23 protein-coding genes and 1 riboswitch are annotated in these 24,099 nt (G+C 68.3%); of the genes, 13 read left to right on the plus strand and 10 right to left on the minus strand.

What is annotated here, in order from left to right:
- Positions 1 to 128: 128 nt before the first annotated feature.
- The gene (locus tag ACWEOI_RS07240) at positions 129 to 1,289 is read right to left on the minus strand and encodes an alpha/beta fold hydrolase (protein WP_433669014.1); all 1,161 of its coding nucleotides are present in this window, start codon (positions 1,287 to 1,289) and stop codon (positions 129 to 131) included.
- Positions 1,290 to 1,375: 86 nt separating this feature from the next.
- Between ACWEOI_RS07240 and ACWEOI_RS07245 the strand changes: the two genes are divergently transcribed.
- From ACWEOI_RS07245 to ACWEOI_RS07260, 4 genes are all read left to right on the plus strand, one after another.
- Positions 1,376 to 2,023 (plus strand): TetR/AcrR family transcriptional regulator, encoded by a 648-nt coding sequence (locus tag ACWEOI_RS07245; protein WP_452359158.1) that lies wholly within the window; start codon positions 1,376 to 1,378, stop codon positions 2,021 to 2,023.
- A gap of 90 nt (positions 2,024 to 2,113) precedes the next feature.
- A complete protein-coding gene (locus tag ACWEOI_RS07250; protein ID WP_433669011.1) occupies positions 2,114 to 2,569 on the plus strand; it encodes a hypothetical protein in 456 nt (151 codons plus the stop codon).
- A 192-nt stretch (positions 2,570 to 2,761) separates the two neighbouring features.
- Entirely contained in the window at positions 2,762 to 3,127 is a 366-nt protein-coding gene (locus ACWEOI_RS07255) for a DUF4189 domain-containing protein (protein ID WP_433669010.1), read from the plus strand.
- A gap of 86 nt (positions 3,128 to 3,213) precedes the next feature.
- Positions 3,214 to 3,618 carry a VOC family protein gene (locus ACWEOI_RS07260; RefSeq protein ID WP_452359159.1) on the plus strand — a complete coding sequence of 135 codons (405 nt, stop codon included), beginning with the start codon at positions 3,214 to 3,216 and terminating at the stop codon, positions 3,616 to 3,618.
- 57 nt (positions 3,619 to 3,675) lie between these two features.
- On the opposite strand, the gene thiC is transcribed toward ACWEOI_RS07260, so the two are convergent.
- Together thiC and ACWEOI_RS07270 are read right to left on the minus strand one after the other, a co-directional pair.
- The gene (thiC, locus tag ACWEOI_RS07265; protein ID WP_433669006.1) at positions 3,676 to 5,334 is read right to left on the minus strand and encodes a phosphomethylpyrimidine synthase ThiC; all 1,659 of its coding nucleotides are present in this window, start codon (positions 5,332 to 5,334) and stop codon (positions 3,676 to 3,678) included.
- Positions 5,327 to 5,437: riboswitch (TPP riboswitch) on the minus strand. It overlaps the preceding gene by 8 nt.
- 92 nt (positions 5,438 to 5,529) lie before the next feature.
- Positions 5,530 to 5,736: a hypothetical protein gene (locus tag ACWEOI_RS07270; protein ID WP_452359160.1), complete on the minus strand. Its 207-nt coding sequence runs from the start codon at positions 5,734 to 5,736 to the stop codon at positions 5,530 to 5,532.
- 96 nt (positions 5,737 to 5,832) lie between these two features.
- Between ACWEOI_RS07270 and ACWEOI_RS07275 the strand changes: the two genes are divergently transcribed.
- Positions 5,833 to 6,507 (plus strand): TetR family transcriptional regulator, encoded by a 675-nt coding sequence (locus tag ACWEOI_RS07275; RefSeq protein WP_433669004.1) that lies wholly within the window; start codon positions 5,833 to 5,835, stop codon positions 6,505 to 6,507.
- Here the strand turns inward: ACWEOI_RS07275 and ACWEOI_RS07280 are convergent.
- The 4 genes from ACWEOI_RS07280 to ACWEOI_RS07295 form a co-directional block, all read right to left on the minus strand.
- Positions 6,504 to 8,762 carry an MMPL family transporter gene (locus tag ACWEOI_RS07280; RefSeq protein ID WP_433669002.1) on the minus strand — a complete coding sequence of 753 codons (2,259 nt, stop codon included), beginning with the start codon at positions 8,760 to 8,762 and terminating at the stop codon, positions 6,504 to 6,506. The two genes, ACWEOI_RS07275 and ACWEOI_RS07280, sit on opposite strands and share 4 nt — an antisense overlap.
- 102 nt (positions 8,763 to 8,864) lie before the next feature.
- Positions 8,865 to 10,043 (minus strand): fumarylacetoacetase, encoded by a 1,179-nt coding sequence (gene fahA, locus ACWEOI_RS07285; protein WP_452359161.1) that lies wholly within the window; start codon positions 10,041 to 10,043, stop codon positions 8,865 to 8,867.
- Position 10,044: 1 nt separating this feature from the next.
- A complete protein-coding gene (locus tag ACWEOI_RS07290; RefSeq protein WP_452359162.1) occupies positions 10,045 to 11,250 on the minus strand; it encodes a homogentisate 1,2-dioxygenase in 1,206 nt (401 codons plus the stop codon).
- A 39-nt stretch (positions 11,251 to 11,289) separates the two neighbouring features.
- Positions 11,290 to 11,916 (minus strand): TetR family transcriptional regulator, encoded by a 627-nt coding sequence (locus tag ACWEOI_RS07295; RefSeq protein ID WP_433668996.1) that lies wholly within the window; start codon positions 11,914 to 11,916, stop codon positions 11,290 to 11,292.
- A 124-nt stretch (positions 11,917 to 12,040) separates the two neighbouring features.
- Between ACWEOI_RS07295 and ACWEOI_RS07300 the strand changes: the two genes are divergently transcribed.
- The 3 genes from ACWEOI_RS07300 to ACWEOI_RS07310 all read left to right on the plus strand — a co-directional run bounded on the left by ACWEOI_RS07300 (position 12,041) and on the right by ACWEOI_RS07310 (position 16,877).
- Positions 12,041 to 13,960, plus strand: a complete 1,920-nt coding sequence (locus ACWEOI_RS07300) for an acyl-CoA dehydrogenase family protein (RefSeq protein WP_452359163.1) — start codon at positions 12,041 to 12,043, stop codon at positions 13,958 to 13,960.
- Positions 13,961 to 14,273: 313 nt separating this feature from the next.
- Entirely contained in the window at positions 14,274 to 16,100 is a 1,827-nt protein-coding gene (locus ACWEOI_RS07305) for an acyl-CoA dehydrogenase C-terminal domain-containing protein (RefSeq protein WP_433668993.1), read from the plus strand.
- A 138-nt stretch (positions 16,101 to 16,238) separates the two neighbouring features.
- The gene (locus ACWEOI_RS07310) at positions 16,239 to 16,877 is read left to right on the plus strand and encodes a hypothetical protein (protein WP_357094560.1); all 639 of its coding nucleotides are present in this window, start codon (positions 16,239 to 16,241) and stop codon (positions 16,875 to 16,877) included.
- A 15-nt stretch (positions 16,878 to 16,892) separates the two neighbouring features.
- Here ACWEOI_RS07310 and ACWEOI_RS07315 read toward each other — a convergent pair whose 3' ends face one another.
- Genes ACWEOI_RS07315 through ACWEOI_RS07325 form a run of 3 tightly spaced genes read right to left on the minus strand, consistent with a single transcriptional unit; the run spans position 16,893 to position 19,364 of the window.
- The gene (locus ACWEOI_RS07315) at positions 16,893 to 17,708 is read right to left on the minus strand and encodes an exodeoxyribonuclease III (RefSeq protein ID WP_357094563.1); all 816 of its coding nucleotides are present in this window, start codon (positions 17,706 to 17,708) and stop codon (positions 16,893 to 16,895) included.
- Between the two features lie 51 nt (positions 17,709 to 17,759).
- A complete protein-coding gene (locus tag ACWEOI_RS07320) occupies positions 17,760 to 18,734 on the minus strand; it encodes an N-acetylglutamate synthase, CG3035 family (protein WP_433668990.1) in 975 nt (324 codons plus the stop codon).
- A gap of 6 nt (positions 18,735 to 18,740) precedes the next feature.
- Positions 18,741 to 19,364: a peptide deformylase gene (locus ACWEOI_RS07325; protein WP_433668988.1), complete on the minus strand. Its 624-nt coding sequence runs from the start codon at positions 19,362 to 19,364 to the stop codon at positions 18,741 to 18,743.
- 205 nt (positions 19,365 to 19,569) lie between these two features.
- Between ACWEOI_RS07325 and ACWEOI_RS07330 the strand changes: the two genes are divergently transcribed.
- The 5 genes from ACWEOI_RS07330 to ACWEOI_RS07350 all read left to right on the plus strand — a co-directional run bounded on the left by ACWEOI_RS07330 (position 19,570) and on the right by ACWEOI_RS07350 (position 24,094).
- On the plus strand, positions 19,570 to 19,887 hold the full coding sequence (locus ACWEOI_RS07330; protein ID WP_452359164.1) for a DUF3263 domain-containing protein: 318 nt from the start codon (positions 19,570 to 19,572) through the stop codon (positions 19,885 to 19,887).
- 91 nt (positions 19,888 to 19,978) lie between these two features.
- A complete protein-coding gene (locus ACWEOI_RS07335) occupies positions 19,979 to 20,551 on the plus strand; it encodes a LytR C-terminal domain-containing protein (RefSeq protein ID WP_452359165.1) in 573 nt (190 codons plus the stop codon).
- A 151-nt stretch (positions 20,552 to 20,702) separates the two neighbouring features.
- Entirely contained in the window at positions 20,703 to 21,380 is a 678-nt protein-coding gene (gene sodC / locus ACWEOI_RS07340) for a superoxide dismutase[Cu-Zn] (RefSeq protein ID WP_433668984.1), read from the plus strand.
- A 16-nt stretch (positions 21,381 to 21,396) separates the two neighbouring features.
- Entirely contained in the window at positions 21,397 to 22,545 is a 1,149-nt protein-coding gene (locus tag ACWEOI_RS07345) for a glutamate--cysteine ligase (RefSeq protein ID WP_433668982.1), read from the plus strand.
- A 244-nt stretch (positions 22,546 to 22,789) separates the two neighbouring features.
- Positions 22,790 to 24,094 (plus strand): DUF5933 domain-containing protein, encoded by a 1,305-nt coding sequence (locus ACWEOI_RS07350; RefSeq protein ID WP_452359166.1) that lies wholly within the window; start codon positions 22,790 to 22,792, stop codon positions 24,092 to 24,094.
- The last annotated feature ends 5 nt before the right edge of the window (positions 24,095 to 24,099 follow it).

The raw sequence follows: 24,099 nt of genomic DNA on the forward strand, positions 1-24,099 counted from the left end.
GCGAAGGTGAAATAAGTACATCAACGGAAGTCGCCGGGGAACATCGCCGCGCGTCTCGCGAACATGCGCGGGGGTCCAGACATGCGACGGGCCCGCAACCCTGGGGGTGCGGGCCCGTCGGAGGCGAATCAGCGCAAACCGGCGAAGAATTCGCGGATATCGGCGACCAGCACGTCGGTCGCCTCGTGCGCGGCGTAGTGCCCGGCGGCATCATTGGCGCTCGTCGACGTGGACGAATTCACGTCGTACGCATGCCAGCTCACGATGTTCTTGTGATCCCGCTCGGCGAAGCGGCGGATCGACTGGAAGTCACCCTTGAACATGGCCAGCCCGGTCGGCACCGTGGTCGGGCCCTGCGGCTGCTCGGCGTGCGCGTCCTCGTAGTAGAAGCGCAGCGACGACCCGGCGGTGCCGGTCAGCCAGTAGATGGCCGTGTTGCCGATGACGAAGTCATCGTCCAAGCCCTCGCTGAACAGCTGCGCGTTCCAACCCAGCAGGCCCACCGGCGAATCCGCCAGCGCGAACGCGATGGTCTGCGGCTGCTGGCTGTGCAGGGTGTTGAAGGCCATCTTGTTCTCGTAGAACCACTGCAGGTGCGCCAGCGCCGCCATGTCCTCCTCGGACAGGCCGGCCATCTCGGCCGGATCGCCGGACGGGAACGAGAACAGCTGCGTCACATGGACTCCGACCACCTGATCCGGGGCGATGCGGCCGATCTCGGGGGAGACCATCGAGCCGCCGTCATTGCCGATCGCGCCGAAACGCTCGTACCCGAGCCGGTTCATCAGTTCCACCCAGGCGCCGGCGGTGCGGTAGCGGCTCCAGCCGGTGGACCGGGTCGGGCCGGAGAAGCCGAAGCCCGGCAGCGAGGGGATGACCACGTGGAAGGCGGGCGTCTCGGCGTCCTCGGGCTCGGTGAGCGGCGCGATCACGTCCAGGTACTCCAGGACCGAGCCGGGCCAGCCGTGGGTGAGGATGACCGGGGTGGCGTCCGCCCGCGAGGACCGCACGTGCAGGAAGTGGATGTCCTCGCCCTCGATCTCGGTGGTGAACTGCGGGTAGGCGTTGAGCTTCGCCTCCAGCGCCCGCCAGTCGAACTCCTCCAGCCAGTACTTCGCCAGCCCGCGCACCCGGTCGTTGGTGACGCCGTAGGCGTCCGCGACGCCGGGGAGTTCGTTCGGCCACAGGGTCTTGCGCAGGCGGTCGGCCAGATCGTCCAGCTGGGCCTGGGGGACGTCGATGCGGAACGGGCGGATCGCGGTGGTGGCGGTGGTGGGCTGGGCGTTCATCATTCTCTCCTTTGTGGAACGGAATGCTTCGTTCTGTTTAAACCATAACGGAACGGATCGTTCCGTTCAAGTGGTATTCTCGATTCATGTCGAAAACAGCCGAAACCACAGCTCAGCGGGCCCTGCCCGGGCGTAAGGCGCAGGCCGCGCGCAATGACGAACTCATCCTGGCCGCCGCCCGCGACGTGTTCCTCGCCGAACCCAAGGCCCCGATCTCGGCGGTCGCCGAGCGCGCGGGCGTCGGCATCAGCGCGCTGTACCGCCGCTATCCCAGCAAGGAGGACCTGCTGCGCACCCTCTGCTACAGCGGGTTGCGCCGCTACAACGCGGAAGCCGAAGCGGCCCTGGAGAATCCCGACGGCTGGGCGGCGCTGGTGGAGTTCCTGCGCAATGTCGTCGACGCCGACGTCCACTCGCTGGCGGTGCACCTGGCCGGCACCTTCACCGCCGACGACTCGATCCTGCCCGATGTGATGCGCAGCGCCGAGCTCAACGACGAACTCCTGCGCCGCGCACAGGAATCCGGCACCTTGCGCCCGGAGGTCACGGTCGCCGATCTGGGTCTGATCCTCGAGGCCTGCGCCGCCGTCACGCTGCCGGATCCCGAGCGCACCGCCCAGCTGCGCCGCCGCGTGCTGGCCCTGCTCGTCGACGGTCTCGCCGCCACCGGCGATCTGCCCGGACCGCCGCCCGCCCCGGGCGAATTCGCGCACCGCTGGCAGCGTCGTGAGTAGTGACCGGTAGCGCTGTGACCAGTGAACGGTAGCGTTGGCCGGGTTCTCGCCGACATTCGTTTGTCCCCGTAATCAATTCGAGGAGTCGCGATGCGCTGGATCCGTCCCCTGTTCGCCCTGCCGCTCGCCGCGGCCGCGCTGTTCGCGGCCACCGGCACCGCCGCCGCCGACCCGGTCACCACCTTCACCCCCGCCTACACCGCCGGATCGGGAGCCTTCCCCTGCTTCGGTCAGATCCAGGCGTTCCACGATCCGCAGAACACCTACTACGGCAAGCAAACCGTCTGGGTGCGAGCCGAATTCACGTTCCTGCCCATCCCCAGCCCGGGCTGCGGCGCGACGGCGACCCTGAGCTGGCGCAATCTGGATACCGGTGCGAGCGGCAGCTTCCCGCCGGTTCCGCTGGGCGACGGCACGCCGTTCGGGCCGAGCAACGCGCTGTGGGTGCCGGAGACGCTGCCGACCGGTCCCGGACGGGTGGAGGTCACCATCGACACCGATCTCCCCCACATCGCGGGCAAGGGCACCTTCTACTCGCCGGAGTGACCCGGAGCGACGGTCGGCGGCGGTGCGGGCCGGACTCGGCGCCACCCCGGCGCCGCCGAGTCCGGCGGCCGCTCCGGCTGTCCGGGGAGTTCCGGTCAGGAATTCCGGTTCCAGCGCGCTGAACTGCGGGGACATCCCTCCTGAGGGTGTCGTGCACTGGGCCGCGCGCCCGTCCGGTTCCATCGTCGAGCCATGTACAAGCTCGTCACCACCCTGGCCATGACCGGCGTCGCCCTGCTCGCCTCGGTCGCTCCCGCCAACGCCTACACCTACAACCACGGCGCGATCTCCATCGGCAACAACGGAACCTACGCCGCCATCGCGGTGGACTACCCGACCTGGGAGGAGGCCGCGACCGCCGCCAACAACCGCTGCGGCTACACCGACTGCGGCTGGGTCATCACCTTCATGAACCAGTGCGCGGCCGCGGCCGTCTCGTCGTCCGGCCACTGGGGCTGGGCGCGGGAATCCTCGCTCGGCTACGCCGACCGGGTCGCGCGGGACTGGGCGGGGGCCGGAGCCTCCGTGGTCGTGCACGGTTGCACGTCCGGCGCCTGAACCGGATCACGGGAGTAGCGTTCGCGACGATTTCCGTGCTGTCGCTCCGACTACTGGGAGAAACACTCGATTCGGAAGGATCCGCCGTGAATTGGACACTCGAAGTGGTGATCGTCCCGGTGTCGGACGTGGACCGCGCCAAGGACTTCTACGCCGGCAAGCTGGGGTTCCACGTCGACCACGACACCCAGCCCGCACCGGGGATCCGGATCTGCCAGCTGACGCCGCCGGGGTCGGGGTGCTCGATCGTGATCGGCGAGGGCGCCATCCCGAAGATGGAGCCCGGGTACCTCAAGGGGTTGCAGCTGGTGGTGCCGGACCTGAAGCGGGCGCACGCCGAACTGGTCGAGCGGGGCGTCGAGGTCAGTGACATCCAGGTGCTGCCGGGGCCGACCACCGAGGGAGATCCGTTGAACAACAACGGGTTCGTCTTCTTCGACGACCCCGACGGCAATAGCTGGGCCATCCAGCAGATCTCGAATCGGGCCTGAGCCGGATCGGGGCGGATGGCCCGCAAGCCACCCGCCCCGATTCGAATTCGATCGTCACTACACGACCGGCAGGTACACCTTGTTGCCCGCGTCGGCGAATTCGGCCGACTTCTCGGCCATTCCGGCCTCGATGGCGTTCACGTCGGTGAGGCCGTGCTTCTCGGCGTAGTCGCGCACGTCCTGCGAGATGCGCATCGAGCAGAACTTCGGACCGCACATGGAGCAGAAGTGGGCGGTCTTGGCGGGCTCGGCCGGCATGGTCTCGTCGTGGTACTCCCGCGCGGTGTCGGGGTCCAGCGAGAGGTTGAACTGGTCGGTCCAGCGGAACTCGAAGCGCGCCTTGGACAGCGCGTTGTCGCGGTCCTGGGCCCGCGGGTGCTGCTTGGCCAGGTCGGCGGAGTGGGCGGCGATCTTGTAGGTGATCACGCCGACCTTCACATCGTCCCGGTTCGGCAGACCCAGGTGCTCCTTGGGCGTCACGTAGCACAGCATCGCGGTGCCGGCCTGGGCGATGATGGCCGCGCCGATGGCCGAGGTGATGTGGTCGTAGGCGGGCGCGATATCGGTGGCCAGCGGGCCGAGGGTGTAGAACGGAGCCTCCTCGCAGAGCTCCTCCTCGAGCCGCACGTTCTCCACGATCTTGTGCATCGGCACGTGGCCGGGGCCCTCGATCATCACCTGCACGCCATAGGATTTCGCGATCTTGGTGAGCTCACCCAGGGTGCGCAGCTCCGCGAACTGGGCCTCGTCATTGGCGTCCGCGATGGAGCCCGGCCGCAGACCGTCACCCAGGGAGAAGGTGATGTCGTACTTCGCCAGGATCTCGCAGAGCTCGCGGAAGTGGGTGTACAGGAACGATTCCTGGTGATGCGCCAGACACCACGCGGCCATGATCGACCCGCCGCGGGACACGATGCCGGTGACGCGCTTGGCGGCCAGCGGCACGTAGCGCAGCAGCACACCCGCGTGCACCGTCATGTAGTCGACGCCCTGCTCGGCCTGCTCGATCACGGTGTCGCGGTAGATCTCCCAGGTCAGCTTGGTGGGATCGCCGTTCACCTTCTCCAGCGCCTGGTAGATCGGCACGGTGCCGATCGGGACCGGGGAGTTGCGCAGGATCCACTCGCGGGTCTCGTGAATGTTCTTGCCGGTGGACAGGTCCATGATGGTGTCGGCGCCCCAGCGGCTGGCCCACACCATCTTCTCGACCTCCTCGGCGATGGAGGAGCTCACAGCCGAGTTGCCGATGTTCGCGTTGATCTTCACCGCGAACTTCTTGCCGATGATCATCGGCTCGGACTCGGGGTGCTTGTGGTTGGCGGGGATCACCGCGCGACCGGCTGCCACCTCGTCGCGCACCAGCTCGGGCGAAACGCCTTCGCGGGCCGCGATGTAGTGCATCTCGCTGGTGACGATGCCCTGGCGCGCCCAGTTCAGCTGGGTCGGCGGGCCGTCGACCTGCGGCTTGGCCCACTCGTCGCGCAGCTTGGGCAGACCCGCCTCGAGATCGATGGTGGCGGTGTCGTCGGTGTACGGACCGGAGGTGTCGTACACGTCGAAGTGCTCGCCGGTGGTCAGGTTGATGCGCCGCACCGGAACCCGCAATGTGGCGCCGTCGACCTCGACCTGTTCGTAGTGCTTGACGCTGCCCTCGATGGGGCCGGTGGTCACGGTGTCGACCGGGGCGGCCGAGCTGGAGACACGACTCGATGACATGGCAGATCCTCCCTACGCCGGCATTACCCGGTCAGGTTCATACGGTCGACGGCCCACTAGCCGTCCTCTCAGCCCGCTGGTGCGAGCCCCCGTTGGCAAACTTTTTCCGAGCCGACCATACCCGGCCCCGGGGTACGGCAACCCCGGGACCGTGGAATATACGATCCGGTCTGCTCCGCGCGGGTGCCCCGCCGCTCAGTTCTCGCGCGGCCCGATCGGCCGGCCCGGCGCGCCGAAGACGGCGTTCAACTGGATCTCGGTTCGGGTCGCGAGCGCGTCCGGACCGCCGAGCATGGTGACCACGTCCTCGGCGCGGTCGATTCGAATCCGTCCGGCGCTCCGTGGAACGGATCCTGATTGACCGGAAGTGGTTGCGCGGCAGCGATTCCCAGCGATTGCCACGTCTCGGTTCCCTTCCTCGATGTGACGGCGATTACAGCACGGCCCCGGGTTACCAACAAGATGTCTCTCTGAAATGTGCTTGGCTATCGTTTAGGTATGTCCCGCAGCAAATCTGCCGCGTCGACCGGCGCGCCCCCCGTCCGGCGTCGCATCCGCGGCCTCGATGCCGGCGAGCGCAGCGCCCAGCGCCGCCGTCAGCTCCTCACTGCCGCCACCGAACTCTTTGCCCGGCAAAGCTATTCGGGCACCTCGATCGAACAGATCTGCCAGCACGCCTTCGTCGGAACCAAGGGCTTCTACGACCACTTCGACAGCAAGGAGGCGTGCTATACCGCTCTGCTGGAACAGATCACCACCGGCATCCAGCAACGCGTCGCCGAGGTGGCCGTCGAGACCGCCGGCGCCGACTGGCCCGCCCGCCGCGCCGCCGTCCTCGCGGCCTTCGTCCACGCCATCGCCGACGACCCCCGCCTCGCGAAGGTCACCTTCGGCGAAGCGGGCGGCATCTCACCCGCCGTCGAGGCCATGCGCCGCGCCAACCGCCGCTGGTCCGCCGAGTTCCTGAAATATCAATGGCTGCAAGCCGACCCGCGCGAGGAACCCCGCCTGCTGGCGCTGGCCCTGGCCACCATCGGCGGCATGTTCGAACTCGTCGCCGACTGGCTGCACCACCACGACGACGGCGGCGCCCCCGAATCCGTCGACACCCTGATCTCGGACCTGGAGAACTTCGTCGCCGTCGTCGACGCGGGCCGCGCCGCCCGCCGCTAGCGGGCCAGTGCGACCTCGCGGTCCTCGTCGGCCGCCGCGGCCGGCTCCTCCTCCAGCCCGATCCGCTTGTGCAGGGCGGCAAGGGGTTTGGGAGCCCACCAGTTGCCGGTGGACATCAGGCGCATGAGGGCCGGGGCCAGCAGCCCGCGGATGACGGTGGCGTCGGAGACGACGGCCAGCGCCAGGCCGATGCCGAACAGCTTCATGGGGGACACCCCGGAGGTGGCCACCGCCAGCAGGACCACGGCCATCAGGCCCGCCGCGGCGGTGAAGATGCGGCCGGTGCGCGCCACGCCCAGCGCCACCGAACGGGTATTGGCCTCGGGCGAGCGATCGGAGGCCAGCCACTCCTCGCGGATGCGGGAGAGCAGGAAGACCTCGTAGTCCATGGACATGCCGAAGGCCAGGCAGATCATCAGGATCGGCATGAACAGGTCGATGCTGCCGGTGGAGGTGAAGCCCAGCAGGCTCGCGCCGTGACCCTGCTCGAAGACCCAGATCATGGCGCCGAAGGTGGCGGTCAGCGACAGCAGGTTCAGCAGGAGCGCCTTCACCGGCAGCACCACGCTGCCGGTGAACAGGAACAGCAGGATCAGGGTGATGATCGCGATGATGGCGCCCGCCAAGGGAAGCCGGGTGATCACCGAATCCATGGTGTCCTCGTTCAGGGCGGCCGCGCCGCCGAAGAGGACGTCACCGGGGGCGGGCACCGCGCGGAGTTCGGCGAGCTGCTGCTTGCCCTCCGCGGAGTACGGGGCGGTCCGGTTGCCGACCGACAGGTACGCGCCGTCGGGTCCGGCCATCTGCGGCACGCCGGGAGCCATCTTCGCGCCGTTCACGTAGACGCCGTCGCTGGACAGCACCGCCGGAACGCCCGGCACCTGCGACAGGCGGGCGGCGTACGCGCCGATCTCCTTGGTGTCCCCGTGGAATCCGGGCAGCGCCACCACCGCGCTGGAGGCCATATCGGCGGTGAAGTCGTGGCGCAGCGCGTCACCGACCTGACGGCTGGAGGCGAAGGTGCCGATCACCCGGTCGTCCGGCGTGCCGAAATGCGCCTTCAGGAACGGGGATCCGAGCGCCAGCAGCACCGCCGCGGTGACCACGGCGACCGGCAGCGCCCGCCGCATGACACCGGTGACCAGCTTGTACCAGAAGGTCTCCTCCGGCTGCTTCGGCGCGGGCTCACCGCGACCCAGCAAGCGGCGCACCGGCTTCCGCAGATCCCAGGCATTGACGCGATCGCCGAGCAGCATCAGCGCGGCGGGCAGCAGCAGCACCGACGCGCCCACGGCCGCGACCACCACGGCGACACCGGCGTAGGCGAAGGATTTGAAGAACGGCTGCGGGAACACCGCCAGCGCCGCCAGCGCCAGCGCGACGGTCAGGCCGGAGAACACCACGGTCCGCCCGGCCGTCTGCACCGAGCGCAGGATCGCCGCCCGGGGATCGCGGCCATTGGCCAGCTCCTCCCGGTACCGGCTGACGATGAACAGGCTGTAGTCGATGGCCAGCGCCAGACCCAGCGCGCTGGTCATGTTCAGCGCGAAGATCGACACGTCCATGAACGTGGTCATGGCGCGCAGGATGCCGAGGGTGGCGGCGATCGCGAACAGTCCCACGCCGACCGGCAGCAGGGCCGCGATCACGCTGCCGAACACCAGCACCAGCAGCAGCGCCGACACCGGCACCGCGATGGACTCGGCCAGCAGCAGATCCTTCTCGACCTGGTGATTGATATCGGCGAACGATCCGGCCATGCCGCCCACCCGCACCTGCACGCCGTCGCGGTCGCCATTGAGCTCGGTGGACAGGACCGCGGCCCGGTTCTGCACCTCGGTGTCGGTGCCGGTCACCGTGGCCATGATCAGGCCGCGCTGCCCGTCCTTGCTTTTCAGCGCGGTGGCCAGATCGGGCCGGGTCGCACTGTTGGCCCAGTAGGACTGCACGCCGGTGACCGTCGAGTCGTGGCTCAAGGTGTCGGTGATGCGCTGCGCCTCCGCGCGCACCTCCGGACTGTTGACGCCGCCGTCACCGCTCACCATGACGATGAGGTTCGGATTGCCGCCGGGGAAGCTCTTCGTGATGAAGTCGTTGGCCTGCACCGACTCCAGCGAGCCGGTCAGATATCCGCCGCCGACCATGTGCGATTTCACGGTGGCCCCGAAGCCGCCACACACCAGCATCAGCAGCAGCGCGGCCACCAGCACGGCGCGTGGGCGCGCCATGGCGAACCGGGCAGAAGTGGTCAACATCGACGCCGCCCTCCGAAAGTCCCAAACTTTCGGAACGGTACTTTCCCTGATCGACCGACCGGTAGGTTCAGTGACCATGCTCATGGTCATGTGAACTGGCTATTACTCGGCTTTCGCGATGCGCCCGCGGACTTCGCCCAGCTCCAGACGCCCGCCGCCGACCGCCGGGGCGGTTGCCGTGAGCACCACCTCATCGCCGTCCTGCAGGAACGTCCGCTGCACGCCGTTCAATTCGAGGGGCTCGGTGCCGCCCCAGCTGATCTCCATCAGCGACCCGCGCTCGCCGCGATCCGCGCCCGAGATCGTGCCGGAGGCGAACAGGTCGCCGGTGCGGGTGGAGGCCCCGTTCGCCGTCAGGTGCGCCAGCATCTGCGCCGGTGACCAGTACATGCGGCGGTACGGGGGAGTGGAGACCAGCTGCCCGTTCCAGGCCACCCGGACCGTGATGTCCAGACCCCAGGCCGCCGCGTCGCGCAGATACGGCAGCGGCTCGGGATGCTGCGGCGGCAGCGGAATACGGGCCGCGGCCAGGGCGTCGAGCGGAGTCACCCACGCCGACAGGCTGGTTGCGAAGGACTTGCCCAGGAACGGGCCCAGCGGCTGACCCTCCCACGCCTGGATATCGCGCGCCGACCAATCGTTGACCAGGGCCACCCCGAAGACGTGGTCGGCGAATTCACCGGTACCGATCGGCGTGCCGAGCGCCGAGCCCGCGCCCACCACGAAACCCAGTTCGGCCTCGATGTCGAGGCGGCGGCTCGGGCCGAAATCCGGTGTGCCGGAGTCGGTCCGGCACTGCCCGTGCGGCCGGATGACATCGGTGCCCGACACCACCACGGTGCCCGCGCGGCCGTGATAACCCACCGGCAGATGCCGCCAATTCGGCAGCAGCGGTTCACCGTCCGGGCGCAGCATGCGGCCCAGGGCGGTGGCGTGGTCGAGGCTGGCGTAGAAGTCGACGTAGTCGCCGATCTCGATCGGCAGGTCCAGGCGGACCGCGCGCACCTCGTGCACGGCGGCCGCGGGGAGTTCCGCCTCGGCGGCGGTCCGCACCCGCTCCCGGATCTCGCGCCAGCACCGCGGCCCCTGGGTCATGAAGGCGTTCAGGCTGGGCTGATGGAACATCGGATCGTCCAGCGCCACCGCCAGATCGATCACGGTGTCGCCCAGCCGCGCGCCCACCCGGGGTTCCCGACCGGCGGGCCGGAATACGCAGTACGGCAAATGGTCCAGGCCGAAACCGGAATCCGCGGGGACCTCGATACGCACCCGGCTGCTCAATTCAGATCCATTCCGACGGCCCCTGACCCGACCAGGTCCACGCGTAGCGCGGGTCCTCACACGCCAGCGCGCCCTCACCCAGCTGCAACGGATGGAAGGTGTCCACCATGACCGCCAGTTCGTCGAAGAAGTCGATCCCGATGCTGCGCTCGTAGGCGCCCGGCTGCGGACCGTGCGCGTACCCGCCCGGATGCACCGACACCGAACCCTGCCCGATCCCGGATCCCTTGCGCGCCTCGTAGTTTCCGCCGCAGTAGAACATGATCTCGTCGGAGTCCACATTCGAGTGGTAGTAGGGCACCGGGATCGACAGCGGGTGGTAGTCGACCTTGCGCGGCACGAAATTGCAGATCACGAAGTTCTGACCCTCGAACGCCTGATGCACCGGCGGCGGCTGGTGCACCCGGCCGGTGATCGGTTCGAAGTCGGCGATGTCGAAGGCGAACGGGTACAGGCAGCCGTCCCAGCCCACCACATCGAAGGGATGGGTGGCGTAAACCATGCTGGTGCCGACGATCTCACCAGCGGGACGGTGCTTGACCAGCACCTCCACCTTCTCGCCGTCGACCTGGACCGGCTCGGTCGGCCCGTGCAGATCGCGCTCGCAGTAGGGCGAATTCTCCAGGAACTGACCGTATTTCGAGAGATACCGTTTCGGCGGGGTGATGTGGCCGGAGCCCTCGATGATGTAGGCGCGCAACGGTTCCGGGCCGTCCGGAATCCAGCGGTGGGTGGTGGCGCGCGGCAGCAGCACCTGATGACCCTGTCGCACCGGCAGCGTGCCGAACACGGTTTCCACTCGCCCCGAACCGGATTCGACATAGGCCAGTTCGTCGCCGATGGCATTGCGGTACAGCATCGACTCCCGCAACGCCGCCACATAGGAGATGCGCACGTCGGCATTGCCGAGCAGCAGCCGCCGCCCGGTCACCACATCGCTGTCGCCCGGCTTGTCGCCCAGGAACAGTTCGTGCAGTTTCAGATGCCGGTGCCGCAGTGGATGATTCGGGAACAGCCGCTGCTGCGGCAGCACCCACACCGACGAATCCACGATGGCCGGGGGCAGTCCGCGGTGATAGAGCAGCGAGGAATCGCCGGAGAAGCCCTCTTCTCCCATCAGCTCTTCGTAATAGAGCCGGCCGCTCTCATCTCGATGCTGCGTGTGCCGCTTGGGCGGCACCGAACCAACCTGCCGATAGAACGTCATGGCGTCCTCCCGCTGACCGATGGTCGGTTTCCATCGTAGTCAGGCGTGACGCAGCGCGCGGTAGACCGCCGCGCCGACGAACTCTCCCAGAGTGTCGGGATTCCAGTCGCCCGGCTCGGTCAGCAGCGTGCGAACCGCGCCCTCACCGGCCGACACCCACAGCTCGACCAGGGCCGGAAGCTTGTGCTCGGCGTCGGCGGTGCCCCAGGCCGCCAGGGTCGGGCGTAGTCGGCGGGTGCAGCGTTCCACCGCCAGCAGCCGGCCCTTGCCGAACGAATCCGCCACGGCCGGATCGGGATTGCCGTACAGCAGCCGCCAAGTGTCGGGGCGCCGGGATACGGTGTGCAGTAGCGCGCGGAAGCCCTCCACGAACACCGCCTCGTCCGCTTCCACCCGGCGGCGGGGCAGCGTCTCCAGCACGCCCTGCACCAGGTAGTCCTCCTCGCGCCGGATGAGCGCCTCGAGCAGCTCGACCCGATCGGCGAAGCAGGCGTAGACGACCGGGCGGGTGACCTTCATGCGGTCGGCCACCGCGGCGATGGTGACCGCCGCGATGCCGTCGGCGACGGCGATCTCCAGAGCGGTGTCGAGGACCTGCGGGCGACGGCGTTCGGGACCCAGATGCCGCGCGCGCTGGCGTGGTCGTGTCGCCGAATCGGTGCCCATGCGCACCGACGATAGCAGCGGCCCCGGAGATCGCTTCCTACAGCTGAGAACAAAAATGCTACATTCACGAATGAAAGCGCTCGGAGGAGCCGGGCGAGCCCACGGCCGGAGGAGACGAAGACCGATGAGTCAGACCCTGTTCAACCCGAAGACCTGCGAATTCACCGAATTCGACGCGGAGACCCGGCGACTGCTGCGGGCCACCGTCGACTACTTCGAGGCGTTCGGCAAGGTCCGGCTGCTGGCCGAGAACCGCGACCGCGTCTGGTACGCCGACTTCCTCGACTTCATCAAGCGCGAACGGATCTTCGCGACCTTCCTGACCCCGGCCGCGCAGGCCGGCGGCGACCCGCACAAGCGCTGGGACACCGCCCGCATCGCCATGATGAGCAAGATCCTCGGCTTCTACGGGATGCAGTACTGGTATGTGTGGCAGGTGACGATCCTCGGCCTGGGTCCGATCTGGCAGAGCGCCAATGCCGAGGCCAAGGCCCGCGCCGCCGGACTGCTGGAATCCGGCGAGATCTTCGCCTTCGGCCTCTCCGAACAGGACCACGGCGCCGACATCTACTCCACCGACATGGTGCTCGAGCCCGCACCGCACGGCGGGTACACCGCCACCGGCGGCAAGTACTACATCGGCAACGGCAATCTCGCGGGCATGGTGTCGGTCTTCGGCCGCCGCGCCGACAAGCCGATCATCGACTCGTCCGACTTCCTGCGGAAGATGACCGACGAGGAGTACTCCGGCTACCTGTTCTTCGCCGCCGACTCCCGGCACAAGAACTACAAGCTGCGCAAGAACGTCGTCGACTCCCAGATGTATGTCGCCGCCTTCGATCTCGACGAGTATCCGGTCGCCGAATCCGACATCCTGCACACCGGCCGCGCCGCCTTCGACGCCGCCATGAACACCGTCAACGTCGGCAAGTTCAACCTCGGCTTCGGCGCGGTCGGGGCCTGCGAGCACGCCATGTTCGAGGCGGTCACGCACGCCGAGAACCGAATCCTGTTCGGGCACCGCGTGACCGAGTTCCCGCAGGTGAAATCGCTGCTCGCGGACAGCTACGCGCGCCTGATCGGCATGAAGCTCTACAGCGAGCGCGCCATCGACTACCTGCGCTCCGCCGACGAGAACGACCGGCGGTACCTGCTGTTCAACGCGATCGAGAAGATGTCGGTCACCCGCCACGGCCAGCGGCTGTACGAGGACCTCGCCGACGTGATCGCCGCCCGGGGGTTCGAGAACGACATGTACTTCCCCATGGCCATGGTCGGCATGTTCGGGCTGCCGCGGCTCGAGGGCACCGTGCACGTGAACATGGCGCTGTCGCTGAAGTTCATGCCCAACTACATGTTCCATCCCGCCGACGCGGGCCTGTCCGCGCTGCGCTACCTGCCCGGCGCGGGCCTCGCCCCCAAGGGCGCGGTGCGCGCGGTATCCGGCGCGCTGAGCTGGACCAGCCGCCGCGCCACCGGTCCGGCCGCCAAGGCCGTGCCCGCGCTGAAGACCGAATTCGCCCGTGCCGCACACGCTCCCGTGCCCACCCGCCGCGATGCCGCCGACGACGAATTCCTGTTCCGGCAGGGTCCGAGCAGCGGGCTGGGCAGGATCCGCTTCGCCGACTGGCGTCCGGTGTTCGAGAAGTTCGCGCACATCCCGAATGTCGCGGTCTTCCTCGAACAGGCCCTCGCCCTCCAAACCCTGCTGGCCGCGGCCACCCCGACCGCCGAACAGCAGCAGGACGTCGACTTCCTCTTCGGCCTCGGCGAGCTGTTCACCACCCTCCCGTACGCGCAGCTCATCCTCGAGCAGGCCGAGATCGCGGGCGCCGACGAGGCCGTCCTCGACCAGCTCTTCGACCTGTTCGTGCGCGAATTCTCCAAGCACGCCCTGACGCTGCACACCAAGCCGACCGCCACCAAGGCCCAGCAGGTCCGCGCCCTGGACCTGATCCGCCGCCCGGTCGCCGACCCCGCCCGCGCCGAGCACGTCCTCACCCAGGTCCGCGCCCTGGCCGGAACCTACGAGATGAACCCCTGATCCGATACCGCACCGTGCATGGAATTGGTCGGATGACCGGTCGGCTTTTGGCGGAACATATGCGAGCCCGGGTTCCCGTGAATCCGGTCACGGTCACTCCACAGCAGGCCAAGGAGTTGCACGGACGCTGGTCCAGCTCGAGCGCATAACGGCACGGTTAACTTTTCGGGATCGGGCCGGGTCGGCGAGGGCCCGAATGGTTAAGACGTCTGCCTACGGTTGCGTAACCGGACAGGCGTACGGCAACGTTCGGGTCGATCCCAGATCTTGATCTGAAGACCCGCGTCGAAAATTCAGCCGAGGAGGCCCTCCCGTGTCCCATTACAAGGCGAACCTACGAGACATCGAGTTCAACTTGTTCGAAGTACTGGGGATCGGGGAACTGCTGGACGGAGGCGCCTACGGCGACCTCGACGGCGACACCGCGCGGGAGATGCTCGCCGAGGCCAAGCGCCTCGCGGAAGGCCCGATCGCGGAGTCCTTCGCCGACGCCGACCGCAACCCGGTCGTGTTCCTGCCCGAGCAGCACACCATCACCGTGCCCGAATCGCTGAAGAAGACCGTGGCCGCGGTCAACGAGGCCGGCTACTCCGGCCTGGGCATGGCCGAGGAGATGGGCGGCGTGGCCGCCCCCAACGCCCTCATCTGGGCCATCCAGGAGATGCTGGTCGCCGCCAACAACTCGGCCTCCTTCTTCAACATGGGCCCGCTCATGCACAAGGTCCTCTTCGACGAGGGCACCGCCGAGCAGCAGCGCTGGGCCGCGCACGCCTGGGAGAGCCGCTGGGGCGGCACCATGGTGCTCACCGAGCCCGACGCCGGCTCCGACGTCGGTATGGGCCGCACCAAGGCCATCGAACAGGCCGACGGCACCTGGCACATCGAGGGCGTGAAGCGCTTCATCTCCGGCGGCGACGTCGGCGACACCGCCGACAACATCTTCCACCTGGTGCTGGCCCGCCCCGAGGGCGCCGGCCCCGGCACCAAGGGCCTGTCGCTGTTCATGGTGCCGCGCTTCCTGTTCGACTCGGAGACCATGGAACTCGGCGCCAAGAACGGCGCGCTGGTCACCGGCGTCGAGCACAAGATGGGCATCAAGTCCTCGCCCACCTGTGAGATCACCTTCGGCGGCGACATCCCGGCCGTCGGCTACCTGGTCGGCGGGGTGCACAACGGCATCGCGCAGATGTTCAAGGTCATCGAGAACGCGCGGATGATGGTGGGCACCAAGGCCACCGGCGCGCTGTCCACCGGTTACCTCAACGCCCTCGAGTACGCCAAGCAGCGCGTCCAGGGCGCGGACCTGACCCAGATGACCGACAAGGCCGCCCCGCGCGTCACCATCACCCACCACCCGGACGTGCGCCGCTCGCTGGCCACCCAGAAGGCGTACGCGGAAGGTCTGCGCGCGCTGTACATGTACTGCGCCTCCTACCAGAACGCCGATGTGGCGCAGGCCAATTACGGCGCCGACGCCGAACTGGCCGAGCGGGTCAACGACCTGCTGCTGCCGATCGTGAAGGGCTGCGGCTCCGACCGCGCCTACGAGTCGCTGACCGAATCGCTGCAGACCCTCGGCGGCTCCGGCTACCTGCAGGACTACCCGATCGAGCAGTACATCCGCGACTGCAAGATCGACTCGCTGTACGAGGGCACCACCGCCATCCAGGCGCAGGACTTCTTCTTCCGCAAGATCATTCGCGACAAGGGCGTGGCGCTCGGACACGTCGCGGGCCTGATCCAGCAGTTCGTCGACGGCGGCCCCGACCAGTTCAAGATCGAGCGCGGACTGCTCGGCGCGGCCCTGGCCGACGTGCAGGCCATGGCGGCCGCGCTCACCGGCTTCCTGATGGCCTCGCAGCAGCAGGTCGACGAGCTTTACAAGATCGGCCTCGGCTCGGTCCGATTCCTGTACGCCGTCGGCGATCTCGTCATCTCGTGGCGACTGCTCGAGCACGCCGCCATCGCCCAGGCGGCGCTGGACGCGGGCGCGGCCGAGAAGGACAAGAACTTCTACACCGGCAAGGTCGGCGTGGCGTCCTGGTTCGCCAAGAACAAGCTGCCGCTGCTCAGCGCCTCGCGTTCGGTGATCGAGAACCTCGACAACGACATCATGAAGCTGGACGAAGCGGCCTTCTGATCCGTGCTCGATCTCCGGCCCCGCACCCGTGGTGCGGGGCCGGATGTCGTTCGGGGATCAGGTGACACACCGTCATGACACGCACACTTCATTTCTGACCCGGCGATACGTGTCGTGCCGAGCGGGTACAACTACGGCATGGTCTTCCCGGTTACCTTCGGCTGGATCCAGATCGTGCTGTTGGTGCTGGGCATCGCGGCCATCGGATTACTGGTCTCGGCCGTGCTGAAAGCCCGCACGGTCGGCTGGCGTGTGCTGGTCGGACGCGGCATGGGCGCGGCGGGTCTGGCGTTCGTCGCGGTCGTGATCCTGTGGATCACCACGCTCCTCCAAGCCTTCCTCGGACTCACCGGCGAAGTGAAGGCCGCGCACATCGAGGTCAAACCCGTTGCGGGGCAGGAACACCTGCTGGACGTGAACCTCACCCTCTACGGCGACGAAGGCCACGACGACCAGCACAAGACCTATCAGGTCGAGGGCGACATGTGGGTGCTGCAGGCCAATATCGTGGAACTCGAGGCGTGGGTGAACGCCCTCGGCTTCAACGCCGGATACAAGGTGACCCGGCTCTACGGCCAGCGCCTCGACGGCGTCGCCACCAAACAGAACCAGATCTTCCTCAACGGCAGCGACGCCGACTTCTTCCAGGACATGAAGGACAAGACCTGGTACACCAGGCCTTTCGTGCGCTCGACCAACGGCAATGCCGTCATCGCCGTCCCGGGCGCCTACGACGTCTTCATCTCCCGCGACGCCATCAAGGCCCGGCCGGTCTAGCCGGGCCCGGCCGGACTAGTCCGCGAGGACGGCCGTCACCGGCGCGTGATCGCTGGCGCCCTTGCCCTTTCGCTCCTCGCGGTCCACGTTCGCGTCGGTGACGCGCGCGGCCAGGGCGGGGGAGGCCAGGATGAAGTCGATGCGCATGCCCTCCTTACGGGGGAAGCGCAGCTGCGTGTAGTCCCAATAGGTGTAGACGCCGGGGCCCGGGTGGAAGGGCCGCATCACATCGGTGAAACCGGTCTCGCCGAACGCGTCGAAGGCATCCCGTTCCCGTTCGGACACATGGGTTTTGCCCTCGAAGAACTCCGGCGACCACACATCCAGATCGGTCGGGGCGATATTCCAGTCACCCACCAGCGCGATCTGCGCGTCCGGATCCTCCGACAGCCACTTGGCGCCCGCGGACCGCAGCGCCGCCAGCCACTCCAGCTTGTAGGCGTAGTGCGGGTCGTCGAGCGCGCGGCCGTTCGGCACGTACAGGCTCCACACCCGAACCCCGCCGCAGGTCGCGCCGATCGCGCGGGCCTCCACCACCGGTGTGCTCAACAGGGATTCGCCCGCGTCCTTGTCGAAACCGGGCTGATCCGGGAAGTGGATCTCGACATCGTCCAGGCCCACCCGGGAGGCGATGGCCACCCCGTTCCACTGGTTCAGGCCCACATGCGCGACCTCGTACCCGGCCGCCTCGAACGCCTCGAACGGGAACTGCTCGTCCTTGCACTTGGTTTCCTGCATGGCCAGCACGTCGATATCGGCGCGGTCCAGCCACGCCAGCACCCGATCCTGCCGGGTGCGGATCGAGTTCACATTCCAGGTGGCGATACGCACGGCGGTAAACCTTTCGGAACTAGTGTCTTACGTGAGGCGGGCGGCGCGCGATCATGGCGCGGCGTACCGGTAGCTGTGATGCTCCACGAAGCCCATCTCCTGGTACAACGCCAGCGCTGCGTCATTCTCGTCCGACACCTGAACATAGGCGTGGGTGGCTCCATGCGTGCGGCCCCAGCGGATCATCTCCGCGCACACCAGCGCGCCCAGCCCGTGCCGCCGATGCCCGGACGCCACCGCCACGCAGGTCAGGCCCACCCAGCGGCGGCCGTCGGGAGCCGTGGTCACCGCGGCCCGGCCGATGGCGATCGGCGCCGGCAAACCCAGTGTGGCGAAGGTGAGCTCGCCGTCGCGGACCGCGGTCAGCACGTCCACCACCGGGCTCGAGCCGATATCGGTGTCCCCGCCCCGATGCCGGTGCATGGACAGCCACGCCCCGTCCGGTTCGGGGGTGAACCGCACCATGGACGGGCCCGACGGCAGCGCCATGGTCTCGATGTCGACCGCCAGCACCCGGGTCTCGTGCCAGGTCCGCCACTCCGCGGGCCGGGTCGCCAGCCGATCGGGCAGCTGCAGTTGCAGCGGCAGGCCGTGCGCGGTGTACCACTCGCCGATGCGGTGCAGGGTCTCGGTGTTCATCAGTGCCGGGCCGTCCGTACCGCCCAGCGGCACCGCGGAATTCGCGCGATAGGTGTAGCCGTCCCCGGCGCGCAGCAGCCAGCCGTCGATCCAGGAACGCATCAGGCCCGGCCAGCCGTCCGCGGCCGCCGCTTCCAGGGACCGGATCTCACTGGTCCGAATGGGCCTGGGGCCGAGCGGTTTCCAGGCCACCACCTGATCCCGGGCGACCGACACCACCTGACCGTCGGCGGTCCGCACGGTCAGCGGGTCGGCGGCGATCAGCTCGCCGATCACATCCGTCAACGGCTGGGGATAACCCGCGGGCAGGCGGTAGCGCACCACCACCCGTTTGCCGAGCGGCGGGAGCGCCCCGGCGCCCTCGGGGCCGGGCTCGGAATCGGTCATGACCGATCAGTCGTCGAGATCGTCGTCGTCGTGTCCGAAGGGGTCCGGCACGGTGCCCGGGACCCAGCTCAAACCCGGCTTGCCCCAGCCGTTCCGCTTGATCGCCTTCTTCGCGGCGCGGGCATTGCGCCCGATCAGCACGTCCACGTAGACGAAGCCGTCCAGGTGACCGGTCTCGTGCTGCAGCATGCGGGCGAAGAAGCCGTGGCCCTCCAGCTCGACCGGCTCACCGTGCTCGTCGGTGCCGGTGACCTTGGCCCAGTCGGCGCGGCCGGTCGGGAACTGCTCGCCGGGGACCGACAGGCAGCCCTCGTCGTCATCATCGGGATCGGGCATGGATTCGGGGATCTCGGAGGTCTCCAGCACCGGATTCACCACGCAGCCGCGGCGGCGGACGGTCTTGCCGTCCTCGGTCTCGTCCGGGCAGTCGTAGACGAAGACGCGCGGGGACAGCTCGTCCTCGTCGGCGATGATCACCTGATTGGCGGCCAGGCCCACCCCGTGCGCGGCGTCCATCGTCTCGTACATATCCGCGATCAGCTGCGCCAGCTCTTCCGGGGTCTGCGTGACCGGAGTGGTCGCGCGGTGCAGAACCGGGTCGCCGACAATGCGAATCGGGAGAATAGCCATGCTCAGCACCCTATAGTGCGGCGTTTACCGGGGTGATCACACCCTGGGGACGTGTCCGGATCGCTGCTCGGAACCCCCGACACGCCGGGGCCTACGTCACATAACACGCCGATCGGTACGCATCCCGTTGTCTGCGGCGCGTGGTTGAATGACACCGACGCACAAGCACCATATTCGTCTGGTGACCACTCGGCGAGGGAGCACTATGGACAGCGCAGCGGCACGCGACATGCCCGCAAGCGAGGACGGTCCTTCCGACGAGGATGGCGCGCACGGGCTTTCCCGCCGTGAGCTCGAGATTCTCGACTTCGAACGCAAATGGTGGAAGTACGCCGGTGCGAAGGAAGAAGCCATCCGCGAACTGTTCGACCTCTCGGCAACCCGCTACTACCAGGTCCTGAACGCGGTCGTCGACAAGCCCGAAGCGCTGGCGGTGGACCCGATGCTGGTCAAGCGCCTGCGGCGGCTGCGCGCCAGCCGCCAGAAGACCAGGGCCGCACGCCGTCTCGGTTTCCAGGTGTGAGCCGCGCCGCGACCGTGAGCCAGGTCTCCGCCGGGCCCGCGTCCGTGCTTGATCCCGCGCGGGCGGCCCTGCACCCATTAGGCTCGACGCCGTGAGCAACCCGAATTCGCCGGCCGGCGGTCCGCCGCTGCGGGCCCTGGCGATGGTCCTGATCGCGCTGGCCATCGTGTTCGCCGGGATCGGCGCGATGTCCCTGTCGAGTTCGGACTCCTCGGACAGCAGCGCCGGATCGACCTCCGAGGCCGCCACCACCACTGCGGCGCAGCAGAATTCGACCCAGGCGAGCACCCCGCCGGTGGCGCCCGCCTCCACCGCGCCCGCGACCACCACGGCCGCGCCCACCACGACCGCCGCCGCGCCGACCACCACCGCGGCCGTCGGCGTCGACAAGTCCCTCCCGATCCGGGTCTACAACAACGGCACCGTCGCCGGACTGGCCAAGAAGACCGGCGACCAGCTCAGCGGTGAGGGTTACAACATCACCGAGGTCGGCAACTATCCCGGCGGCGTCATCCCGAAAACCACCGTGTACTACGGCAGTTCGCCCAAGGAGCAGGCATTGGCCAAGGCCATCGCCGCGGAACTGGGCTGCGCCGCCGAACCCCGCTTCCCCGGGATCTCGGATTCGCCCACCGGCGTCATCGTCATCGTCACCGGCAGCTGAATCGTTGTCCGTCGGCCGCCGGAACGCCGCCCGAAAGAAACCGTGCGGCCCCTCCAAGGAACACAGGCACGGCTCTGGCATCATCTTGTCCGGTACGAACCTTGTCCAGTCAGCTTTCCCGATAAACTCGGACTCGTAAAGGAGTTCCCCGATGGCCTCGTCCTCAACTCGTCGCCCGTCCTGGTGGACTGTTGCTCCGGTGCTCGCGGTCGCGGCCCTGGGGCTCACCGCCTGCTCCAACAGCCAGGAATCGAGTGACGTCAAGGGGACGACCCCGCCGGTGTTCACCAGCTCGCCCGCTCCCGCGGGCGGTGCGACCGGCCATGGCACCGAGGGCGACAACAACGCCCCCCGGGAGTCCACCTCGGTCACCCTCAAGGACCCCTCCGGTGGCACCGTCGGCACCGCGTCCGTCGTGAAGGTGGGCAACCACCTCGAGATCACCGTCGAAGCCCACGGCCTCAAGCCCGGCTTCCACGGCCTGCACATCCACCAGTTCGGCAAGTGCGAGACCAACTCCACCGCCCCCTCCGGCGGCGCGCCCGGCGACTTCCTGTCCGCCGGCGGCCACCTGCAGGTCGGTGAGCAGAACGCGCACCCCGCCAGCGGCGACCTGGACTCGCTCCAGGTGCTCAAGGACGGCACCGCCAAGCTGGTCACCACCACCGACGCCGTCACCCTCGAGGAGATCAAGGGCAAGGCCCTGATCATCCACGCCGGCGCCGACAACTTCGGCAACATTCCCACCCGGTACGCGCCCGCACCGGATGCGGACACCCTCGCGACCGGCGACGCGGGTGCACGGGTCGCCTGCGGCGTCGTCGCCTGAACCCCTTGAGGTGAGCATGGCCGGGGCAGGCATTTCGAAGGTCCCCTTCAATTCATCGCCCCGGCCCACGCTCGGCGTGGAATGGGAGGTCGCGCTCGTCGACAAGACGACGCGTGACCTGTCCAATACCGCCGCCGCCGTTTTCGAAGCCTGCGGTGATCTGCGCGCCTGGGACGGCACCCCGCAGATCACCAAGGAACTCCTGAAGAACACCGTCGAACTGGTCTCCGGCAAGCACGACACCGTGAGCGAGGTCGTCGACGAACTGCGCGCCACCCAGGACGCCGTGCGCCGCGCCGCCGACCAGGTCGGCGTCGACCTGTTCTGCGCGGGCACCCACCCGTTCGCGCAATGGTCCACCCAACAGCTCACGCGCAGTGCGCATTACGACGAACTCATCGAGCGCACCCAGTGGTGGGGCCGCCAGATGCTGATCTGGGGCGTGCACGTGCACGTGGGAATCTCGCACCCGGACAAGGTCTTCCCGATCCTCAACGCCATGCTGCCGGCGTACCCGCACCTGCTGGCGCTGTCCGCCTCCTCACCCATGTGGGCCGGCGTCGACACCGGCTACGCCAGCAACCGGGCGCTCATGTTCCAGCAGCTGCCCACCGCCGGACTGCCCTTCCAATTCGACAATTGGGGCCAGTTCGAGGGTTTCGTGCACGACCAGATGAAAACCGGTGTGATCGAACAGATCGGCGGTATGCACTGGGACATCCGGCCCGCACCCAAATGGGGCACCATCGAGGTGCGCATCTGCGACGGCATCCCCACCAAGGCCGAACTGGCCGCCATCGTGGCCCTGATCCACTCCCTCGTGGTCGATCTCGACCGGCGGGTGGAGAACGGCGAAGCCCTGCCCGCCATCCTGCCGCCCTGGCACGTGCAGGAGAACAAGTGGCGCGCAGCGCGATACGGGCTCGACGCCATCATCATCACCGACGCCGACAGCAACGAGCGGCTCGTCACCGACGACCTCATGGACCTGCTCAACCGGCTCGAACCGACCGCCAAGAGCCTCGGCTGCGAGAACGAGCTCGCCATGGTCGCCGACATCCCCAAGCGCGGCGCGTCCTATCAGCGCCAGCGCCGGGTGGCCGCGGCCGCGCAGGGCGATCTGGTCGCGGTGGTCGACTCGCTGGTCCACGAACTCGAGCAGTGACGGCGGGGCGGGACGCCTCACCGTCGCGAGTTACGTTGCTGTGATTTCAGTTACGCGATTCTGCGGCCGCTGTACGCCGTGGCCAGCGGCGATACCACGCTGACCGGGGGCTGTTCATCCGGGGTGGGATGCGGCGTTCAACTGTCCATGGGGTCGGCGTTCACACGGCGTTTACTATGGCTGGATGTTGCTCGACGATCCGCGCTCCCAGGCTGGCGGTGCAGCACGCCGATCAGGGATGCGGATGCCGTCGCCGCGCGTCCGGTTGACGGCCGTGCTGACCCTCGGCGCACTGGCGCTCCTGGTCCTGCAGATCGTCGCCTCCCGGCATCACTTCACCGGTCCGCTGGAGAGCATCTGGGCCGACTTCGCGGGCAATGCCAAATCCTTCACGGTGCCGTGGGCCGGACTCGGCCTCGCGCTCATCGGACTGAACTGGCGGCGGCGCTTCGTGGCCGTCGGCACGGCGCTCGGCATCGACGTCGCCTACCAGACGATCCGCGGCCTCTCCGGCGGTCCGCTCGCCATGGGCAACGGGCCGGTGCTCGTGCTGCTCGGCATCCTCGGGCTCGCACTCTGGCGGTGGCAGGGCAAGGACCGCTCCAACGCGCTGCACGCCGCCGCGCTCGGCATCCTGCTCGTGCTGTCCAGCAAGGTCGCCGACGTCTGGCTCGGCATCACCGTGCTCGCCGGACCCCGCGTCCTAGACGAGCACATCGTGCTGGTGGACCACGCCCTCGGCGACCCGTCCTGGATGGTCGGGCAACTGCTCGAATGGCTGGGGCCGGTGGCTTCCGCTGTCCTGCACTGGGTTTACATCGAACTGCCCGTCGGCGCGATGATCGTGACCATCTGGCAGCTGCGCAACGTCGTGAAGACGGGCCAGTGGCCGGGGCACTACCTGGTGCGGACCTTCCTGGTGATCGGGCTGATCGGGCCGCTCTTCTACGTCATCTTCCCGGTCGTCGGACCGATCTTCGCCTACGGCACGGAAGGGCACGCCTTCTCGCTCGGCACCTACTGGCCGAATGTGGTGCCGCCGGTGGACCTCTCGCCCGGCTCGATCGCCTTCGACCGATTCGCCCCGCGCAACTGCATGCCGTCGCTGCACACCGCGTGGGCGCTGTCGATCTTCGTCCACTCCCGCCGCGACCCGCTGACCGGCGCGCTCGCCCCGACCTGGCTGCGCTGGGGCGGAACCTTCTGGCTGCTCGCCACCATCGGGGCCACCCTGGGCTTCGGGTACCACTACGGCGCGGACCTGGTGGCGGGCGCGGTGCTGTGCCTGGCCATCGAATCCGCGCTGCGCGCACCCGAACGTGGCTGGGACCGCGCCCGCGTCCAGCTGGTCGGCGCGGGGGCCGCGCTGTTCGCCGGACTGCTGCTGTCCTACCGGTACCTGTCGGTCGAATTCGCCGAGCACCCGCTCCCGGCGGGCGCCCTCGTGATCGGCCTGTTCGCCGCCTACGTGACGGCCTTCTACCGGACCTGGTTCGCCGAACCCGGCACTGCTCCGGCCGCGCAACTGGACCTCGCCGCCCGCGCCTGACCGTT

The sequence above is a fragment of the Nocardia sp. NPDC004340 genome (genome assembly GCF_053602575.1).

Coding starts and splice junctions, on each gene's coding strand:
- ACWEOI_RS07320 (WP_433668990.1), bottom strand. CDS start 18,734: ATGACCGATTCCGAGCCCGGCCCCGAGGGCGCCGGGGCGCTCCCGCCG.
- ACWEOI_RS07350 (WP_452359166.1), top strand. CDS start 22,790: ATGCCGTCGCCGCGCGTCCGGTTGACGGCCGTGCTGACCCTCGGCGCA.
- ACWEOI_RS07255 (WP_433669010.1), top strand. CDS start 2,762: ATGTACAAGCTCGTCACCACCCTGGCCATGACCGGCGTCGCCCTGCTC.
- thiC (WP_433669006.1), bottom strand. CDS start 5,334: ATGTCATCGAGTCGTGTCTCCAGCTCGGCCGCCCCGGTCGACACCGTG.
- ACWEOI_RS07345 (WP_433668982.1), top strand. CDS start 21,397: ATGGCCGGGGCAGGCATTTCGAAGGTCCCCTTCAATTCATCGCCCCGG.
- ACWEOI_RS07275 (WP_433669004.1), top strand. CDS start 5,833: ATGTCCCGCAGCAAATCTGCCGCGTCGACCGGCGCGCCCCCCGTCCGG.
- sodC (WP_433668984.1), top strand. CDS start 20,703: ATGGCCTCGTCCTCAACTCGTCGCCCGTCCTGGTGGACTGTTGCTCCG.
- ACWEOI_RS07300 (WP_452359163.1), top strand. CDS start 12,041: ATGAGTCAGACCCTGTTCAACCCGAAGACCTGCGAATTCACCGAATTC.
- ACWEOI_RS07240 (WP_433669014.1), bottom strand. CDS start 1,289: ATGAACGCCCAGCCCACCACCGCCACCACCGCGATCCGCCCGTTCCGC.
- ACWEOI_RS07310 (WP_357094560.1), top strand. CDS start 16,239: ATGGTCTTCCCGGTTACCTTCGGCTGGATCCAGATCGTGCTGTTGGTG.
- ACWEOI_RS07250 (WP_433669011.1), top strand. CDS start 2,114: ATGCGCTGGATCCGTCCCCTGTTCGCCCTGCCGCTCGCCGCGGCCGCG.
- ACWEOI_RS07290 (WP_452359162.1), bottom strand. CDS start 11,250: ATGACGTTCTATCGGCAGGTTGGTTCGGTGCCGCCCAAGCGGCACACG.
- ACWEOI_RS07295 (WP_433668996.1), bottom strand. CDS start 11,916: ATGGGCACCGATTCGGCGACACGACCACGCCAGCGCGCGCGGCATCTG.
- ACWEOI_RS07325 (WP_433668988.1), bottom strand. CDS start 19,364: ATGGCTATTCTCCCGATTCGCATTGTCGGCGACCCGGTTCTGCACCGC.
- ACWEOI_RS07280 (WP_433669002.1), bottom strand. CDS start 8,762: ATGTTGACCACTTCTGCCCGGTTCGCCATGGCGCGCCCACGCGCCGTG.
- ACWEOI_RS07245 (WP_452359158.1), top strand. CDS start 1,376: ATGTCGAAAACAGCCGAAACCACAGCTCAGCGGGCCCTGCCCGGGCGT.
- ACWEOI_RS07330 (WP_452359164.1), top strand. CDS start 19,570: ATGGACAGCGCAGCGGCACGCGACATGCCCGCAAGCGAGGACGGTCCT.